Origin of the sequence: Polaromonas sp. SP1, from assembly GCF_003711205.1 — a bacterium.
Taxonomy (GTDB): domain Bacteria; phylum Pseudomonadota; class Gammaproteobacteria; order Burkholderiales; family Burkholderiaceae_C; genus Polaromonas.
In genome coordinates this window covers 2,105,473-2,122,424 of the sequence record NZ_CP031013.1, presented here as the reverse complement: position 1 = coordinate 2,122,424, position 16,952 = coordinate 2,105,473, and the positions used below count along the sequence as shown (strand labels likewise).

Here is a 16,952-nt window from a genome sequence, read left to right as displayed (position 1 = left end):
GTTCCCTTGCTGCAGGTCCGGCGCTAACATGGGGCCATGACCACCGCACTCGACACCGCGCTGAACGCCGCCGACGGCGCATTGCGCACCCTCTTTGCCACCCCGCACGCCAGCCGGCCGTGCCCGACCGTGCCCAGTGAAAAAACCGAGCTCGCCCTGCAGGACAAGGCGTTGTCAGGCGCACTGATGCGGGTCAACCACGTGGGAGAGGTCTGCGCGCAGGCCCTGTACGCGGCCCAGGCGCTGGGCACCCGTGACCCGGTGCTGCGCGAGCATTTCCTGCAGGCCAGCCGCGAAGAAGGCGACCACCTGGCCTGGACCAAAGCCCGGCTGGACGAGCTGGGCGCCCGCCCTTCCCTGCTCAATCCGCTCTGGTATGCCGGCGCCTTCGGCCTGGGGCTGGTGGCCAGCCGCCTGGGCGACCGCCTGAGCCTGGGTTTTGTCGTCGAGACGGAGCGCCAGGTCGAGCAGCACCTGGCCGGCCACCTCGAGCGCCTGCCCCAGGGTGACCACGAGTCGCGCGCCATCGTGGCGCAAATGAAAGACGACGAAGCCCTGCACGCACGCGAGGCCGAGCAGGCCGGAGCGCTGCAGCTGCCTGCGCCCGTCAAGGCCCTCATGCGCTCGGCGGCGCGCGTCATGACGACGACGGCGCATTACCTCTGAAGCCTGCAACGCCGGTGAAGCTGGTGGAGCCCGAACCGGGCTGCAGATCAATCTGCTATCGAATTAATAGCTAAAAGCCCATTATCCATATGGGCTAGGGGCCAAAAATACCTTAAACCTCGATCACCTCAAAAGTCGTGGTGATCTCTGCGGTTTTCGCCAGCATGATGGTCGCCGAGCAGTATTTGTCGTGGCTCATGTTGATGGCGCGCTCGACCACGCCGACAGCCAGGTTGCGCCCCGTCACCACAAAATGCATATGGATCTTGGTGAAGACTTTCGGGTCCACGGGCGCCCTTTCGGCGCTCAGCTTTACCGAGCAGGTCCGCACATCCTGGCGGCCGCGCTTGAGGATCAGCACCACGTCGTAGGCTGTGCAGCCACCGGCGCCTGCCAGCACCGTTTCCATGGGCCTGGGCGCCAGGTTGGCGCCGCCGTTCTCCGGTTTGTCCGCATCGGGTGCGCCGTCCATCATCAGCGTGTGGCCGCTGCCGGTTTCGGCCAGAAAACTCATGCTGGAGGGAGACCCTGTCGTGGCACCGTTGCCTGTCCAGCTCACCGTGCATTCCATAAACTTCACTCCTTATGCATAAAATTAATAACTAAAACCGTGAAAAATGTCGAATTCTCGCCACAGAATATTGTGCAGCGCAACATCACCACGCTATACTGAAATCATCGCACCAATCAGATGCCTTCCGCATCGCAAGGTATTGGTTGCACCGGTTGTCTCCTCCACCTCCTCTAAGGGTGGATTTACAGGCCCAGACTGCAAAGTCTGGGCCTTTTTTCTTGCCCCACTATGATGTCAGGCTGCGAGAAAAACATGCCAACACCGACCCAACCCGCCCCACGCCGCCCCCAACCCGCCGCATCCAAGCCTTCCGGCAAACCGCTGCAGCCCGCCGACTACCTGAAAAAGATTTTGACGGCACGGGTTTACGACGTGGCGGTGGAATCCAACCTCGAACCCGCCAAAAACCTGGGCCTGCGCCTGAAGAACACGGTGCTGCTCAAGCGTGAAGACCAGCAGCCGGTGTTCAGCTTCAAGCTGCGCGGCGCCTACAACAAGATGGCGCACCTGAGCCCGGCCCAGCTCAAGAAAGGCGTGATCTGCGCCTCGGCCGGCAACCACGCCCAGGGCGTCGCCCTCAGTGCGCAAAAGCTCGGCACGCGCGCCGTCATCGTCATGCCTACCACCACGCCGCAGCTCAAGGTCGACGCCGTGCGCGCCTGGGGCGGCGAGGTCGTGCTGCACGGCGACAGCTATTCAGACGCCTACGGCCACGCCGTGGAGCTCGAGAAAAAAAAGGGCCTGACCTTTGTGCACCCGTTCGACGATCCCGATGTCATCGCCGGGCAGGGCACGATCGCGATGGAAATCCTCATGCAGCTGCAAACCCTGGGCTCCAGCCGGCTGGATGCGGTGTTTGTGGCCATCGGCGGCGGCGGGCTCATCTCCGGCGTGGCCAACTACATCAAGGCCGTGCGGCCCGAGATCAAGGTCATCGGCGTGCAGATGAACGACTCCGACGCGATGATGCAGTCGGTCACCGCCAACAAACGCGTGACCCTGAGCGACGTCGGCCTTTTTGCCGACGGCACCGCCGTCAAGCTGGTGGGTGAAGAAACCTTCCGCATCAGCCGCGAGCTTGTCGATGAATTCATCACCGTCGACACCGACGCGGTCTGCGCCGCCATCAAGGATATTTTTGTCGACACACGCAGCATCGTCGAGCCCTCCGGCGCGATGGCCGTGGCCGCCATCAAGCAATACGTGGCCAGCCACAAGACCAAGGGCGAAACCTACGCCGCCATTTTGTGCGGCGCCAACATGAATTTTGACCGCCTGCGCTTTGTCGCCGAGCGCGCCGAAGTCGGCGAAGAGCGCGAAGCCCTGTTCGCCGTGACGATCCCTGAAGAACGCGGCAGCTTCCGGCGTTTTTGCGAAGTGATCGGCGACCTGCCCGGCGGCCCACGCAGCGTGACCGAGTTCAACTACCGCATCAACGACGACGCCAAAGCCCATGTCTTTGTGGGCCTGACGACTTCCGCCAAGGGCGAGAGCAGCAAGATCGCGGCGAATTTTTCACGCCACGGTTTCAAGGCGCTGGACCTGACACACGACGAGCTCGCCAAGGAACACATCCGCCACATGGTGGGCGGGCACAGCGCGTTGTCCAAAGACGAGCGCTTGCTGCGCTTTATCTTCCCTGAGCGCCCCGGCGCGCTGATGAAGTTTCTCTCCAACATGCGGCCGGGCTGGAACATCAGCCTCTTCCATTACCGCAACCAGGGCGCCGACTACGGCCGCATCCTGGTGGGCCTGCAGGTGCCCAAGGCCGACAACAAGGCCTTCAAGGAATTCCTCGACACGCTGGGCTACCCGCACGTGGAAGAAACCGAGAACCCTGTCTACCGCCTCTTCCTGCAAAGCTGACTGCAAAGCTGAGCCGCCCCACACGCCATGAGCCCGCAGGCCGCAGCCCCATCCACACCCGCTCTGGCCAACACCTCGGTGTGCCCACGCTGCGGCGCCGGCCTGCGCTGCGGGATGGTGGCGGGCGATGCGGAGTGCTGGTGCGTCAAGCTGCCGCACGTCATGCCGGTGCCCTCCGAAAGAACCTTGCAACCGGAAGGCAGCGCACTGTCGTGCTTTTGCCCCGCCTGCCTGAAACAAATCACCGATGAACGCACCCGACTTTCCGCCAACCCACCTGCCCGCGATTGAGCGCACCGCCAACGCCTCGCTCGAGGCAAAGCTGCGGCACAAGATCGACCACAAGACCAAGCCGCTGGGCGCGCTGGGCCGTCTTGAAAGCCTGGCGCTGCAGCTGGGCCTGATCCAGCAGAGCGACACCGTCACGCTGCGCGAGCCGCAAATGGTGGTGTTCGCCGCCGACCACGGCATTGCCGACGAAGGCGTGTCGGCCTTTCCGCAGGCCGTCACGGTGCAGATGGTGGGCAACATGCTGGCCGGCGGCGCCGCCATCAATGTATTTGCGCGCCAGCATGGTTTTGTATTGCAGGTGGCTGACGCCGGTGTGGCCGCTGACTTGCCCGTACACCCACAACTGCTGCAGCGCAAGATCGCACACGGCACCCGCAACATCGCCAACGAAGCCGCCATGACGCCCGCACAAGCGCAAGCCGCACTGCAGGCCGGCATGGACATCGTGCAAAACCTGCCCGGCAACGTGGTGGCCTTCGGCGAAATGGGCATTGCCAACACCTCCGCCGCGGCGCTGCTGTTTGCGCGCCTGGCGGGCGTCAGCATTGACGACGCCACCGGCCGCGGCACCGGCCTGGATGACGTGCAGCTCGCGCACAAGCGCCGGGTGCTCGCCGCCGCGCTGGTCCGCCATGCCGGCGCGACGCAGCCGCTGGATGTGCTGGCCGCGCTGGGCGGATTTGAGATCGCCATGATGGCTGGGGCCATGCTGCAGGCTGCGAGTGAGCGCCGCGTCGTGCTGGTCGACGGCTTTATCGCCGGCGCGGCCGCGCTGATGGCGCGCGCGCTGGCACCTGCCGTGCAGGACTACCTGGTGTTTTGCCACCAGGGCAATGAACACGGCCACCGCCTGCTGTTGGCCCACCTCAAAGCGCAGCCGCTGCTGGCGCTGGATCTTCGCTTGGGCGAAGGCACGGGCGCGCTGCTGGCCTGGCCGCTGGTGCAGTCGGCGGCCGGTTTCCTCAACGAGATGGCCAGCTTTGAATCCGCCGGTGTGAGCGGCAAAGAAGGCACGTAAGTCACGTGGACGCCGCATGACCGCCATCACCCAGTTTGTGCGCGAGTACCTGCTCGCCGTGCAGTTCTTCACCCGCATCCCCGTCACCGGGCGGCTGGCCGAATGGGTGGGCTACAGCCCCGAGCTGCTGCGCGCCAGCGCCGGGCACTTTCCGGGGGTGGGCATCCTGGCCGGCGCTGTGGCGGCTGCAACCTATGCGCTGTTCCAGGCCATGCTGCCCGACACCACCTACACGCCGCTGGTGGCCGCAGCGTTTTCCACCGCTGCTACCGTGCTGCTCACGGGCGGCTTTCATGAAGACGGCCTGGCCGACGTGGCCGACGGCCTGGGCGGCAGCTACGACAGGGACCGCGCGCTGCAGATCATGAAAGACTCGCGCGTCGGGGCCTTCGGCGCCATGGCGCTGGTGCTGGCCGTGCTGTGCAAGGTCTCGCTGCTGGCCATCCTCGGCTCGGTGGAAGGCTTGCCGACCGGCTGGGGCGAATGGGAAGAGGCCCCCTTTGCCACCTGGTATGTGTGCGCCGCGCTGATGACCGGCCATGTCGTCTCACGCGGCCTGCCGCTGCTGCTGATTTATTTGCTGCCGCATGTGGGCGACACCGCGTCATCCAAATCCAAGCCGCTGGCCGACCAGATCGCGCCGGGCAGCTTGTGGGTTGGATTCGCCTGGTGCCTGGGCGTTCTGGCCCTGGCCACGCTGGCGCTCGACGCCCTGAACCTGGTCGTCGCCTGCAGCTTTGCCATGCTGGCGCTGCTATGGATGGGCAGGCTCTTCAAGCGACGGCTTCAAGGCTTTACCGGCGACTGCCTGGGCGCCACACAACAGGTTTGTGAAATCGCGTTCTACCTGGGCCTCGCCATCAGCCTATGACCGCCATCAAGCCATGAAACTCTGGCTGGTCCGCCATGCAACGCCTTTGGTTGAACCCGGCATGTGCTACGGCCGGCAAGACATGGCGGCCGACCATGACGCAACCGCTGAATGCGCCCGGGCGCTGGCTGAAATACTCCCCGCCGGCGTCCGCATCATCAGTTCCCCGCTACAAAGATGTGAGCAGCTGGCCAAGGCGCTGTGCGGGCTACAGCCCGATTTGGCTTATAAAACCGACCCACGCCTGCAGGAGATGGACTTCGGCAGTTGGGAAGGCCGCGCCTGGCAGGACATCGCGCCCGCCGATCTGCAAGCCTGGACTGACAGCTTTGCGCACCATGCGGTCGGTGGCCACGGCGAGAGCACCCTGCAGGTGATGGCGCGTGTGGCCTCGGCCTTTGATGAACTGCAAGGCCCTGGCGACACGCTGTGGATCACGCATGCCGGTGTCATACGCGCTACGGAACTGATTGCACGCGGCCAGCGTCAGATCACCAGGGCTGACGAGTGGCCGATTAGCGCACCCGCATACGGACAATGGTGCAAACTGGAGCTTTTATGAACATCCCCGTCGGATGCTCGCTTCGCGTAGCACCTTCCCCCCTTGCAGGGGGCGACGCTTGCGGCCTGGCAAAGCCAGTTCCGCGGCGTCTGCTGGTGTGTTGCCGCGCCCGAGCGATCAGCGTGAAGAAGCAATATCCCCAAGCGACCTGACAACAAAAAGGCATCAAACAATGGCAGCAACTCTGGATGGTCAGCTCGTGGTGGCGATCTCGTCACGCGCGCTGTTTGACTTTGAAGAAGAAAACCAGGTTTTTGAAACCGGCATGACGGCCGAGCCGCCGCCCGGCACCAAAAAGGATGCGGCCTACATGAAGCTGCAGCTCGAACGCCTGGACGTTCCGGCCAAGCCCGGCGTGGCGTTCTCACTCGTCAAGAAATTGCTGGCGTTTAACGAAGCGCCCGAAAGCGCGGGCGAGGCTGCCAGCCCGGCCGCGCCCGCGCAGCGCGTCGAAGTCGTGATCCTCTCGCGCAACGACCCTGTCTCGGGCATGCGGGTGTTCCGCTCGGCCCAGCACTACGGCCTGAACATCCAGCGCGGTACCTTCAACCGCGGCGAAGCGCCCTGGCGCTACCTCAAGCCGCTGCACGCCAACCTGTTTTTGTCGGCCCACCTCAGCGATGTGCGCGACGCCCTGCTGGCGGGCGTGCCGGCAGCACAGGTCTACCCGCATTCGGTGCGGGCCAGCGATGCGCACCCCAACGAAGTACGCATCGCCTTTGACGGCGACGCGGTGCTGTTCTCCGACGAGGCCGAGCGCGTCTTCCAGGCCGAGGGCCTGTCAGCCTTCCAGGCGCACGAGCGCGACAAGGCCACACAGCCGCTGCTGGCCGGGCCGTTCAAGCCTTTGCTGGAAGCCTTGCACCGCCTGCAGCAGGTCGGCACCTCGCGCATGCGCATACGCACGGCGCTGGTCACGGCGCGCAGCGCGCCCGCGCATGAACGCGCCATCCGCACGCTGATGGACTGGAACATCGAGGTTGATGAAGCCATGTTCCTCGGCGGCCTGGCCAAAGGCGAATTCCTGCGCGAGTTCGAGCCCGACTTCTTCTTTGACGACCAGACCGGCCACGTGAGTTCCGCCGCGGAGCATGTGCCTTCGGGCCATGTGGCCAGTGGTGTTTCGAATCAACTGTCCTGAACCCCACAACAACAAAGCGCACGCCATGACTGAAACAAGCACAACTCCCCCCTCCGGCCTGCTCGCAAAGTTCAGCGCCTTCAAGCTCTTTTGCTCGCGCGTCTGGGCCTTGTCGGCGCCCTACTTCAGGTCGGAAGACAAATGGAAGGCCCGCGGCATGCTGCTGGCCATCGTGCTGCTGAACCTGGCGGCGGTTTACATGCTGGTGCAGCTCAACGACTGGAACCGCGTCTTCTACGACGCCCTGCAGAACAAGGACCAGCCCGTCTTCTGGACACAGCTGGGCCGCTTCACCTACCTGGCTTTTGCTTTCATCATCATCGCGGTATACCGCTTCTACCTCACGCAGCTGCTGGAAGTGCGCTGGCGCGCGTGGATGACGGCGCACTACCTGCAGCGCTGGCTGTCTGGCAACGCGTTTTACAAACTGGAGCTGGCGCGCTTTTCAGCGGCCAGCAACAGCGCCCACGGTGAGACCGGCAGCGTCAACACGCCGGACAACCCGGACCAGCGCATTCAGGAAGACATCAACCTTTTCACCACCTACAGCATTTCACTGAGCATGGGCCTTCTGAACGCGGTGGTCACGCTGGTCAGTTTTGTCGGCATTTTGTGGACGCTCTCGGGCGCCTTTGCCTTCACCCTGGGCGGCACCAGCTACAGCATCCCCGGTTTTATGGTCTGGATGGCGGTGCTCTACTGCGCCGTCGGCAGCATCATCACGCACTACATCGGCCGCCCGCAGATCAGGCTCAACTTCCTGCAGCAACGCTATGAGGCCGACTTCCGGCACCACATGGTGCGCGTGCGCGAGTACAGCGAATCCATCGCACTCGACAAGGGCGAATCGGTGGAGCGCGTTCAGCTCGACACCCGCTTTTCAGCCGTGCTCGGCAACTACCTCACGCTCATCAAGAAGCAGAAAAACCTGGTCTGGTTCACCAACTTCTTCGGCCAGGCCGCCGTCGTGTTTCCCTTTATCGTGGCGGCGCCGCGTTTCTTCAGCGGCGCCATCCAGCTCGGCGAGTTGATCCAGATCTCGTCGGCCTTCGGCCGCGTGCAGGACTCCTTGAGCTGGCTGGTCGACAACTACTCCAGCCTGGCCGCCTGGCGCGCCACGACGGACCGCCTGACCAGTTTTGAAGACCATATTGCGGCTGTAGCCCAGGAGGGGCAAGCACAAGCAGCTATTAATTCGATAGCAAACACGGCCAACCCGCTGGCCGGCGCAGACACCCTGGCGGCCGGCGGCCTGAGCCTGAACCTGCCCACGGGCGCCACGCTGGTCAGTGGCGTCTCGCTGCGCGCCGGCCCCGGCGAGAGCATTCTGGTCAAAGGCCCGTCGGGCAGCGGCAAGTCCACCCTGTTCCGCGCCCTCGCCGGCATCTGGCCCTTTGCCAAAGGCCAGACGCAGCTGCCGCAGGATGTGATGTTCATTCCGCAGCGCCCCTACTTCCCTGACGGCAGCCTGCGCGACGCGTTGGCCTACCCGCAGCCCGCCACGCAGTACAGCGACGATGCGCTCAAGCAGGCATTGACCGACGCACTGCTGCCCCAATTGACGGGCAGGCTGGACGACAAGGACGCCTGGAGCCAGAAGCTTTCAGGCGGCGAACAACAGCGCCTGGCGATTGCCCGCGTGCTGCTGAAAAAACCCACCTGGATTTTTGCCGACGAGGCGACCAGCGCGCTGGACGAAGCCGCCGAGAAAACCCTGTACGAAAAGCTGCTCGCGCACGTCAAGGCCATGCACGGCAGCATCGTCTCCATCGCCCACCGGCCCAACGTGGCCGCGTTTCACGGCAAGGTGTGGGCGTTTGAAAAGCAGCCCGAGGGCGCGCCGGCGCTGTACAGCCTGGCCGAAAGTGCACGTCCCCAAGAACGCTGAAGACACCCTGAATGCCCGAAGAAGCCAGCCCGTCCCCGCCGCCGCCCAGCACGGCCGACCTCGCCGCCTGGGCGCCCATCCGGCGCCCGGTGTTCCGCATGCTGTGGAGCACCTGGCTGGTCGCCAACATCTGCATGTGGATGAACGACGTGGCGGCCGCGTGGATGATGACCTCGATGACCACCTCGCCCCTCTGGGTGGCGCTGGTGCAAACGGCCTCTACCCTTCCGGTGTTTTTGCTGGGCCTGCCTAGCGGCGCGCTGGCCGACATCCTGGACCGCCGGCGCTACTTCATCATGACGCAGTTCTGGGTGGCCGGCGTGGCCACACTGCTGTGCATCGCCGTGATCGCCGACGTGATGACGCCCGCACTGCTGCTGGCGCTCACTTTCGCCAACGGCGTGGGCCTGGCGATGCGCTGGCCGGTGTTCTCGGCCATCGTGCCGGAACTGGTGCCGCGCGTGCAGCTGCCGGCGGCGCTGGCGCTCAACGGTGTGTCCATGAATGCCTCGCGCATCGTCGGCCCGCTGGTGGCGGGCGCGCTGATCGCCGGCGCCGGCACCGAATACGTGTTCGTGCTCAACGCGGTGCTGTCGGTGATCTCCGGCTTTGTCATCATGCGCTGGCGGCGCGACCACGCGCCCAGCCCGCTCGGGCGCGAGCGACTGGTCAGCGCCATGCGTGTCGGCCTGCAGTACGTCGGCCAGTCGGCGCGCCTGCGTGCGGTGCTGCTGCGCATCTCCATCTTCTTTTTCCACTCCACCGCCTTGCTGGCGATGCTGCCGCTGGTGGCGCGCGGCCTGCACGGCGGCGGCGGGGACGCCGGCACCTTCACGCTGCTGCTGGCCTCCATGGGCGCGGGCGCCATCGTCGCCGCGCTCAACCTGCCGCGCCTGCGCCAGATGATGCCGCGCGACGTGCTGGTGATGCGTGCCACGCTGCTGCAGTCGGCTTCCATGGCCGTCATGGCCTTTGCGCCCAATGTGTATGTGGCGGTGCCGGCCATGGTGCTCAACGGCATGGCCTGGATCACCTGCGCCAATTCGCTGAGCGTGTCGGCCCAGCTGGCGTTGCCCGACTGGGTGCGCGCGCGCGGCATGTCGATGTACCAGATGGCCATCATGGGCGCCAGCGCCGCGGGCGCCGCCATCTGGGGCCATGCGGCCACGCTCACGAGCGTGCCCACCGGCTTGCTCATGGCCGCAGCCAGCGGCGCGGTGGTCATGCTGGTGGCGCAATATGTGGTGTCCGACCTCAGCATCGAGGAAGACCTGACGCCCTCACGCGAATTCAAGGCCCCGGTGACCGACGCACCGCCCGGCGCAGGCCGCGTGGTGGTGATGATTCACTACCAGATCGACCCGGCGCGCGCCGACGGTTTTCGCGCCGTGATGCAGGAAAGCCGCCGCAGCCGCCTGCGCCAGGGCGCGCTCGAATGGGAGCTGTTGCGCGACGTGAACAAGCCCGGCCACTACATCGAGCAGATCATTGACGAGTCATGGACGGAACACCTGCGCCGCTTTGACCGTGTGACGGCCAGCGATGTGTCGTTGCGGGAGCGCAAGCTCGGATTTCACCTCGGCGAGGAGCCGCCATTAGTCACTCGCAGCGTGGTCGAGGCACCCGGCCGAAGCTAGCAGCATTTTTTCAACCCCCACCACGGAGAACCCTGTGATTGCAGCCACACCCCCAGCCCCGTATTACGCGGTTATCTTCACCTCATTGCGCACCGAAGGCGACAACGGTTACGGCGAGATGGCCGACCGCATGGTCGAGCTTGCCGCAAAACAGCCGGGTTTTCTGGGAGTCGAATCAGCCCGCGAGGGCGTGGGTATTACCGTGAGCTACTGGCAAGATCTGGCGTCCATCAAGGCCTGGAAGATGAATGCAGAGCATCTGGTGGCACAGCAAACCGGGCGCAGCGACTGGTACACGCAGTACAAAACCAGAATCGCGAAGGTCGAGCGCGATTATGGTTTCGACAGCCCGTCTGCATAGCCTGCATACCCGCGCGCGCGCAGCTCGCAAGCCGGGCACGTCCCACACCCATAGCCCCAGGCATGCCGGTGCACCCGGTCACCCAGGTAGCAGGTATGCGTGTGCTCCACGATCAGGTTCACCAGCGCCTCGCCGCCATGGGGAACGCCTGATTTTTCACCGACCTCATGCGCCAGCCGCCAGGTGTCGGCCTTGTCTATCCACATCAGCGGGGTTTCAATCAAAAAGCGCTTGTCCATGCCCAGCGACAGCGCCAGTTGCATGGCCTTCATGGTGTCGTCGCGGCAATCGGGGTAGCCCGAAAAATCGGTTTCACATACGCCGGTCACCAGCACCTGCAAATCACGCCGGTACGCCAGCGCGGCGGCCAGCGTGAGGAAGAGCAGGTTGCGCCCAGGCACAAAGGTATTGGGCAGGCCTGAGCTTTCCATCTTGAAGGCCACGTCGCGCGTGAGCGAGGTGTCGCTGACCTGGCCCAGCACCGCCAGGTCGAGCAAATGGTCTTCGCCGATCTTGTGCGCCCACTGCGGAAACTGCGCCTTGATTTCGCGCAGCACATTCAGGCGTGCATCCAGCTCGACCTTGTGGCGCTGGCCGTAGTCAAAGGCGACGGTTTCGACGCGTTCGTATTTGGACAGCGCCTGCGCCAGGCAGGTGGTCGAATCCTGGCCGCCGGAGAATAAAACGAGAGCGGAAGTGTGCATGGGCTGAACCTTCAACAGCCCTTAAAGAAGGCCGCGCTTGGCCAGGCTTTTCATCAGCGCCGAAATGCCGAAGGTCCACGGCGCGGCCTTGTCGGAGGTGGTGACGCGGTTCACCAGGCTGCCCAGTTGCGGCGTGGCCACCGTTACGATGTCGCCCACCACATGGGTAAAGCCCTGGCCGGGGCCGTGGCGGTCTTGTGTGGGCGCAAACATGGTGCCGAGGAACAGCATGAAGCCGTCGGGGTACTGGTGGTTGTCGCCAATGGCCTGGGCCACCAGGTCCAGCGGGTCGCGGCTGATCTTGCTGAGGGAGCTTCCACCCTTCATCTCAAAACCCTCGGGGCCGGTCACGGTGATGCTCAGGTCGCTCTTGCGCACATCGTCGATGGTGAAGTGCTCATCCAGCAGGCGGATGAAAGGGCCGATGGCGCAGGAAGCGTTGTTGTCCTTGGCCTTGCCCAGCAGCAGTGCGCTGCGGCCTTCAAAGTCGCGCAGGTTGACGTCGTTGCCCAGTGCGGCGCCCACCGTCTCGCCGCGCGAGTTCACGGCCAGCACGATCTCCGGCTCGGGGTTGTTCCAGTCGCTGCCCGGGTGTATGCCCACTTCGGCGCCGGTGCCGACCGCGCTCATGGGCTGACTCTTGGTAAAAATTTCGGCGTCGGGGCCGATGCCCACTTCCAGGTACTGCGACCACATGCCCTGCGCGATCAGCACGTCTTTCAGTTTGGCGGCTTCGGGTGAGCCCGGCTTGATCTTGCCCAGGTTCTCGCCGATCACCGCGACCACGGCCTTGCGCGCGTCTTCAGCCTTGCTGGCATCGCCGCCCGCCTGCTCTTCGATCACACGCTCCAGCATCGATTCGACAAAGGTCACGCCAGAAGCTTTCAGCGCCTGCAGGTCGCACGGCGCGAGCAGCCAGGGCAGCTTGGTGTCTTGCGCATCCGCCGCAGAATTGGCCAGCACCTCGGCCGTGCCAGCCAGGCGCGGCAACGAAGGCAAGGCGGCACGAACGGCCTTGGCCACACCGGGCAATTCCAGCAACTGGCTGGCAGTGGGCGCCACGGCGGACAGGTCAAACACGCCCTCGGGGCGCACCAGCGCCAGCACGGGGCCGGTGCCTTCCACCCACACACGGCCGACCAGCAAGGCGTTGGCGGCATCAACAGGCAGGGCGGCGGCAAGGCTGAGGTTTTTATTCATGGGTCTGGAAGGGGTTGGGAAGGGGTTGGGAAGGAGTTACAGAAGGGCGGGACCGCCGAAACGGTGAAGCCGCCAATACTACAGGGGGAGCCCATACCCCACAAATTCATCAACAAAATAGGCCTCCAGCCCAATCGGCTGCCGGGTCACCAGCTATTGAATTCATAGCAGAACCGGATGCCCGGCCGGTCAGCCCGAGCTTCCCCCCGGTGCCACGCAAGCAGATACGGATATATAGGGCAGGAAAGGTCCGAAACCGGCGGGCAGTTTTTGCCCGGCTTGCTAAGCTGTGCGGCCCGATTCCAATCCAGCCATCACAACGGAGCCGCCATGCAAACCCAACACCACCAACAGTTCGCCCAACTCCACCAGGCGCCGAACGCCATCCTGCTGCTGCCCAATGCCTGGGACGCGGCCAGCGCCAAAATTTTTGAGGCCTCCGGCGCCAGGGCCGTGGCCACCAGCAGTGCGTCGCTCGCCTGGGCCTGCGGTTATGCCGACGGCGGCGCCTTGCCGCCCGACGAGCTGCTGGACGCCGTCGCCCGCATCACCCGCGTCCTGCGCGTGCCGCTGACGGTCGACATGGAAGACGGCTACAGCGACAGCCCCGCCGAGGTGGGCCGCCTGGCCGCCGAGCTGGTCGCCGTGGGTGCGGCAGGTATCAACCTCGAAGACGGCAGCGGCGCCCCGGACTTGCTGGCCGACAAGATCAAGGCGATACGCAGCGCCCTCAAAGGCGCGCCGCTGTTTATCAATGCCCGCACCGACGTCTACCTGCGCAAGCTCAAGGTCGAGGGCACACCGGCCCAGGCCAGTGTCGAACGGCTGAAGCTCTACCAGCAAGCCGGTGCCGACGGCGCCTTTGTGCCCGGCCTCACGGCCCTGCCCGAGGTGACGGAAATCACCGCCGCCATCAGCCTGCCGCTGAACGTGATGGCCATGCCCGGGTTGCCTCCCATCGGCGCGCTGCAGGCTGCTGGTGCGCGCCGGGTCAGCGTCGGGCCGGCGCCCTTCCAGGTGGCGTATGAGCACGCCCGCACCAGCGTCGAGGCTTTGCTCAAACAGGACCTGGCGCCGCTGCTGGGGGACAAGCTGGACTACTCCGCGATGAACACCTTGCTGAGCTCACCACGCTGAAGCACAAAATCAATTTACAAGCAAAATTGGCCTCCAGCCCTTTATCCATCTGCACAAGTAGCTATTAAAAACATAGCAAAAATCGCCTGGACCCCTTTGCGGGTCAGGCGATTTTTTGTTTTCTTCCCCGTTTTTTTGGTCTTTTTTGGGTGGCCGCGTCACAAACGCAAACGCTGGATCGTCAATACGGTGTGACACCCAACTTTTGAACACCTTTAAAGGAAACACCATGAGCACCGCTACTGCCACCTCTGCCACCTCTGCCAACACCGCCCCCGTCCGCATCGACCTGGCCATTCCTGAAGTCCTCCCCACCCTGCTCAAGGTCAGTGAAACCATCGCCGCCCAGGGCCTGGACAAAAAGCTCCAGCACCTGGTGCACCTGCGTGCCTCGCAGATCAACGGCTGCGCCTTCTGCGTGAAGATGCACCTGCGCGAAGCCCGTGAAGACGGCGAAACGCAAGACAGGCTGGACCGCCTCGTCGTCTGGGCCCACGTCAACGACTTCAGCGAAGCCGAGAAAGCCGCACTGGCCTGGACGGAAGCCCTGACCACACTCGACCACAAGACCGACTACGCCAGCCTGCGCGGCCGCCTGCGTGCCTCATTCACCGACAAGGAAATCGGTACGCTGACCGCTAACATCGGCATGATCAACCTCTGGAACCGCATCCAGGTCTCGGCACACTGAGCAAGCGTCAGATCAAGGTTTACGCATCATGACAAGCATCAACCCCACCGCCGTGTTTGAAGAAAGGCGCAGGCACCTGTTCGGCTTGGCCTACCGCATCCTCGGCTCGCGGGCCGATGCCGAAGACGCCGTGCAGGACGTCTTCATCAAATGGCTGGCCGCCGACCACGCCAGCATCGCCACACCCGCTGCCTGGCTCACCGCCATCTGCACGCGGCATTGCATCGACATGCTGCGCGACGCCCAGCGCAGCCGGGTCGACTATGTCGGCACCTGGCTGCCCGAACCCATCCACACGCAGACGGAAGACACGCCCGAAACGCATGCGCTGCTGGCCTCGTCGCTGAGCATGGCGTTTTTGCTGCTGCTCGAACGCCTCACGCCCAAAGAGCGCGCGGCTTACTTGCTGCACGAGATTTTTGAAACGCCGTACGCCGAAGTGGCCGAAATGCTGGACATGGAAGAAGCCGCCTGCCGCAAGCTGGTGTCACGCGCCAGCACCAACATCGCCCAGGGCAAGGTGCGGCACGTGACGGCGCCCAAGGTGCAGGACGACCTGCTCATCGCCTTTCGCGAAGCCATCACCGCCGGCAGCACCGAGGCGCTGGCGAGTTTGCTCTCAGACGACATCGCCGTGTGCGCCGACAGCGGCGGCAAGGTCGCATCTTTCGAAGGCGTGGTGCGGGGCTTGGGCAGCGTGCTCACCCTCATCTCCACGCAACTGGCACGCTACTGGGCCGCTTACGAATGGGTGCCCTGCGAGATCAACGGCGGCCGTGCCATCCAGCTGCGCACCAGCACCGGCGAGATCGCCGCCGCCATCACTTTTGCCTACAACGACGAAGGTAAGGCCACCAACATCTACGTCATGCGCAACCCCGACAAGCTCGACGGGCTGGCCTTCGGGCCTGAGGCACTGGCGTGAAAAAGCCGGCGCACCCACAAAGGATGCACCGGCTTAAATGGATGTCTTGATTACTTGCGCGAACGAAGCGCGTCCACACTCCACGCACCGCCGCCCGCTGCGGCAAAGAACAAAAACACAAAGCAGAACAACACAGCCGACTCGCCGCCGTTCAGCATAGGGGCCGCCACAAAGCCCTTGGACGCATGGCCGATGAAATAGGCAAACGCCAACAAGCCCGACAACACAAACGCCACAGGGCGCGTGAACAAACCGATCAACAGCAGCAAACCGCCAACCACTTCAAGAATCCCGGCAAACCCAACCAGCGACACCACCTGCAGGTTGTCGAAATACGCCACATGAGGAAACCCAAACAGCTTGGCCGTGCCATGCTGAATCAACAAATAAGCAGAAACAATGCGAAGCACCGACAAGGCGCGTGAAGTCAGTTGAGCGTTTTGGGCAAAAGCCATGGGGGTCCCTCCGTTGAAAGGGAGTCTGAGGGGCTCGGCCTGGAAAAGTTCAATCCAACCAGGCCACTACCGGCTTACAGCCACCGCGTCCCGCAAACACTGCGCCAACTCCCCGACCACCGGCAACGCCTGCCTCTTCCCCCGATGCAGCACCCCAATCTCCCGATAGAACGTCTCCTCCCCCAACGAAATCGCCCGCACCGAGGGCGGCATCGGCAGGTAGGCCTCGACCATGGGCACCAGCGCTACGCCCAGGCCTTCCGACACCATGTTCATCAGGCCGGCGATCTCGTCGAGCTCGACGGCTTCCTGCACGGTGATGTTGGCGTCGCGCAGGAAGCGTGACACCAGACGGCCGCCGAAGGAGGTGCGTTCGTACCTGAGGAAGGGATGCGAGGCCAGGATCTTGCGCCAGTCGCGGCCTTTGACGCTTTCGGGCACCAGCAGCATGAAGGGTTCTGAGACGAGGGCTTGCCAAGCCATCTCGGGCAGGATGCCGAAGGGTGGGCGGATCATGATGGCGGCGTCGATCTCGCCTGCGTCAAGTTGGTCCATCAATCGCATGGAAACGCCGGGGACGATGTTCAGGCGCAGCTTGGGGTGTTTGCGGCGCATGGCGGCCAGGGCTTTGGGCAGCAGGGCCGATTGCGCGGAGGCGATGGCGCCTATACGCAGCGTGCCGGCGACGTCAACGCCTGCGGGCGGCTCGCCCAGCTTGTCGTAGAGGGCGACGATTTCTTCGGCGCGCGCCAGCGTCTGGCTGCCGTGGGCATTGAGCACTGCGGCGCGGCGGGTGCGGTCAAACAGTTCAAAGCCCAGGGACTCTTCGAGCCGTTTGATCTGGCTGCTGACGGCCGATTGGGTGAGGCCTATGCGTTCGCCCGCGGCGGAGAAGCTCCCGTCTCTCACCACGGCAATAAAGGTTTTCAGTTCGGTGATCAAAACGGATTCATCAATTCATCGAT

The 16,952-nt window shown here is 64.1% G+C and carries 18 protein-coding genes; 13 read left to right on the top strand and 5 right to left on the bottom strand.

Annotated elements, in window-relative coordinates; all coding sequences use genetic code 11:
* Positions 1 to 36: 36 nt before the first annotated feature.
* Complete coding sequence (gene coq7 / locus DT070_RS10055; RefSeq protein ID WP_122955270.1) at positions 37 to 666, top strand: 2-polyprenyl-3-methyl-6-methoxy-1,4-benzoquinone monooxygenase; 630 nt, start codon at positions 37 to 39, stop codon at positions 664 to 666.
* 112 nt (positions 667 to 778) lie between these two features.
* Here coq7 and DT070_RS10050 read toward each other — a convergent pair whose 3' ends face one another.
* Complete coding sequence (locus DT070_RS10050; RefSeq protein WP_122955269.1) at positions 779 to 1,237, bottom strand: OsmC family protein; 459 nt, start codon at positions 1,235 to 1,237, stop codon at positions 779 to 781.
* Positions 1,238 to 1,492: 255 nt separating this feature from the next.
* Between DT070_RS10050 and ilvA the strand changes: the two genes are divergently transcribed.
* The 9 genes from ilvA to DT070_RS10005 all read left to right on the top strand — a co-directional run bounded on the left by ilvA (position 1,493) and on the right by DT070_RS10005 (position 10,875).
* Positions 1,493 to 3,106, top strand: coding sequence for a threonine ammonia-lyase, biosynthetic (gene ilvA, locus DT070_RS10045; RefSeq protein ID WP_228778528.1), 1,614 nt, complete (start codon positions 1,493 to 1,495; stop codon positions 3,104 to 3,106).
* A gap of 27 nt (positions 3,107 to 3,133) precedes the next feature.
* Complete coding sequence (locus DT070_RS10040; RefSeq protein WP_122955268.1) at positions 3,134 to 3,397, top strand: cysteine-rich CWC family protein; 264 nt, start codon at positions 3,134 to 3,136, stop codon at positions 3,395 to 3,397.
* A complete protein-coding gene (cobT, locus tag DT070_RS10035) occupies positions 3,354 to 4,415 on the top strand; it encodes a nicotinate-nucleotide--dimethylbenzimidazole phosphoribosyltransferase (RefSeq protein ID WP_122955267.1) in 1,062 nt (353 codons plus the stop codon). The genes DT070_RS10040 and cobT overlap by 44 nt, the downstream gene beginning before the upstream one ends.
* A gap of 16 nt (positions 4,416 to 4,431) precedes the next feature.
* The gene (locus tag DT070_RS10030) at positions 4,432 to 5,286 is read left to right on the top strand and encodes an adenosylcobinamide-GDP ribazoletransferase (protein ID WP_122955266.1); all 855 of its coding nucleotides are present in this window, start codon (positions 4,432 to 4,434) and stop codon (positions 5,284 to 5,286) included.
* A 13-nt stretch (positions 5,287 to 5,299) separates the two neighbouring features.
* Positions 5,300 to 5,848 carry a histidine phosphatase family protein gene (locus DT070_RS10025; RefSeq protein ID WP_122955265.1) on the top strand — a complete coding sequence of 183 codons (549 nt, stop codon included), beginning with the start codon at positions 5,300 to 5,302 and terminating at the stop codon, positions 5,846 to 5,848.
* Positions 5,849 to 6,020: 172 nt separating this feature from the next.
* Positions 6,021 to 6,989: a 5'-nucleotidase gene (locus DT070_RS10020; RefSeq protein WP_122955264.1), complete on the top strand. Its 969-nt coding sequence runs from the start codon at positions 6,021 to 6,023 to the stop codon at positions 6,987 to 6,989.
* Between the two features lie 25 nt (positions 6,990 to 7,014).
* Positions 7,015 to 8,877: an ABC transporter ATP-binding protein/permease gene (locus DT070_RS10015; protein WP_122955263.1), complete on the top strand. Its 1,863-nt coding sequence runs from the start codon at positions 7,015 to 7,017 to the stop codon at positions 8,875 to 8,877.
* An 11-nt stretch (positions 8,878 to 8,888) separates the two neighbouring features.
* Positions 8,889 to 10,514, top strand: a complete 1,626-nt coding sequence (locus DT070_RS10010) for an MFS transporter (RefSeq protein WP_122955262.1) — start codon at positions 8,889 to 8,891, stop codon at positions 10,512 to 10,514.
* 34 nt (positions 10,515 to 10,548) lie between these two features.
* Entirely contained in the window at positions 10,549 to 10,875 is a 327-nt protein-coding gene (locus DT070_RS10005; protein ID WP_122955261.1) for an antibiotic biosynthesis monooxygenase, read from the top strand.
* Here DT070_RS10005 and queC read toward each other — a convergent pair.
* Together queC and DT070_RS09995 are read right to left on the bottom strand one after the other, a co-directional pair.
* Complete coding sequence (queC, locus tag DT070_RS10000; protein WP_122955260.1) at positions 10,848 to 11,579, bottom strand: 7-cyano-7-deazaguanine synthase QueC; 732 nt, start codon at positions 11,577 to 11,579, stop codon at positions 10,848 to 10,850. The genes DT070_RS10005 and queC overlap by 28 nt on opposite strands.
* 21 nt (positions 11,580 to 11,600) lie before the next feature.
* The gene (locus tag DT070_RS09995) at positions 11,601 to 12,779 is read right to left on the bottom strand and encodes a fumarylacetoacetate hydrolase family protein (protein ID WP_122955259.1); all 1,179 of its coding nucleotides are present in this window, start codon (positions 12,777 to 12,779) and stop codon (positions 11,601 to 11,603) included.
* A gap of 330 nt (positions 12,780 to 13,109) precedes the next feature.
* Between DT070_RS09995 and DT070_RS09990 the strand changes: the two genes are divergently transcribed.
* The 3 genes from DT070_RS09990 (at position 13,110) to sigJ (ending at position 15,532) form a co-directional block, all read left to right on the top strand.
* On the top strand, positions 13,110 to 13,916 hold the full coding sequence (locus tag DT070_RS09990) for an isocitrate lyase/phosphoenolpyruvate mutase family protein (RefSeq protein WP_122955258.1): 807 nt from the start codon (positions 13,110 to 13,112) through the stop codon (positions 13,914 to 13,916).
* Positions 13,917 to 14,145: 229 nt separating this feature from the next.
* Entirely contained in the window at positions 14,146 to 14,607 is a 462-nt protein-coding gene (locus DT070_RS09985) for a carboxymuconolactone decarboxylase family protein (protein ID WP_122955257.1), read from the top strand.
* Positions 14,608 to 14,635: 28 nt separating this feature from the next.
* Complete coding sequence (gene sigJ / locus DT070_RS09980) at positions 14,636 to 15,532, top strand: RNA polymerase sigma factor SigJ (protein ID WP_122955256.1); 897 nt, start codon at positions 14,636 to 14,638, stop codon at positions 15,530 to 15,532.
* 50 nt (positions 15,533 to 15,582) lie between these two features.
* On the opposite strand, the gene DT070_RS09975 is transcribed toward sigJ, so the two are convergent.
* Complete coding sequence (locus DT070_RS09975) at positions 15,583 to 15,987, bottom strand: DoxX family protein (protein WP_122955255.1); 405 nt, start codon at positions 15,985 to 15,987, stop codon at positions 15,583 to 15,585.
* 66 nt (positions 15,988 to 16,053) lie between these two features.
* On the bottom strand, positions 16,054 to 16,929 hold the full coding sequence (locus tag DT070_RS09970; protein WP_122955254.1) for a LysR substrate-binding domain-containing protein: 876 nt from the start codon (positions 16,927 to 16,929) through the stop codon (positions 16,054 to 16,056).
* Positions 16,930 to 16,952 lie beyond the last annotated feature (23 nt).

Bases quoted from the DNA above. Each gene is read 5' to 3' on its own strand.
- coq7 (WP_122955270.1), top strand. From the start codon at position 37: ATGACCACCGCACTCGACACCGCGCTGAACGCCGCCGACGGCGCATTG.
- DT070_RS10050 (WP_122955269.1), bottom strand. From the start codon at position 1,237: ATGGAATGCACGGTGAGCTGGACAGGCAACGGTGCCACGACAGGGTCT.
- ilvA (WP_228778528.1), top strand. From the start codon at position 1,493: ATGCCAACACCGACCCAACCCGCCCCACGCCGCCCCCAACCCGCCGCA.
- DT070_RS10040 (WP_122955268.1), top strand. From the start codon at position 3,134: ATGAGCCCGCAGGCCGCAGCCCCATCCACACCCGCTCTGGCCAACACC.
- cobT (WP_122955267.1), top strand. From the start codon at position 3,354: ATGAACGCACCCGACTTTCCGCCAACCCACCTGCCCGCGATTGAGCGC.
- DT070_RS10030 (WP_122955266.1), top strand. From the start codon at position 4,432: ATGACCGCCATCACCCAGTTTGTGCGCGAGTACCTGCTCGCCGTGCAG.
- DT070_RS10025 (WP_122955265.1), top strand. From the start codon at position 5,300: ATGAAACTCTGGCTGGTCCGCCATGCAACGCCTTTGGTTGAACCCGGC.
- DT070_RS10020 (WP_122955264.1), top strand. From the start codon at position 6,021: ATGGCAGCAACTCTGGATGGTCAGCTCGTGGTGGCGATCTCGTCACGC.
- DT070_RS10015 (WP_122955263.1), top strand. From the start codon at position 7,015: ATGACTGAAACAAGCACAACTCCCCCCTCCGGCCTGCTCGCAAAGTTC.
- DT070_RS10010 (WP_122955262.1), top strand. From the start codon at position 8,889: ATGCCCGAAGAAGCCAGCCCGTCCCCGCCGCCGCCCAGCACGGCCGAC.
- queC (WP_122955260.1), bottom strand. From the start codon at position 11,579: ATGCACACTTCCGCTCTCGTTTTATTCTCCGGCGGCCAGGATTCGACC.
- DT070_RS09995 (WP_122955259.1), bottom strand. From the start codon at position 12,779: ATGAATAAAAACCTCAGCCTTGCCGCCGCCCTGCCTGTTGATGCCGCC.
- DT070_RS09990 (WP_122955258.1), top strand. From the start codon at position 13,110: ATGCAAACCCAACACCACCAACAGTTCGCCCAACTCCACCAGGCGCCG.
- DT070_RS09985 (WP_122955257.1), top strand. From the start codon at position 14,146: ATGAGCACCGCTACTGCCACCTCTGCCACCTCTGCCAACACCGCCCCC.
- sigJ (WP_122955256.1), top strand. From the start codon at position 14,636: ATGACAAGCATCAACCCCACCGCCGTGTTTGAAGAAAGGCGCAGGCAC.
- DT070_RS09975 (WP_122955255.1), bottom strand. From the start codon at position 15,987: ATGGCTTTTGCCCAAAACGCTCAACTGACTTCACGCGCCTTGTCGGTG.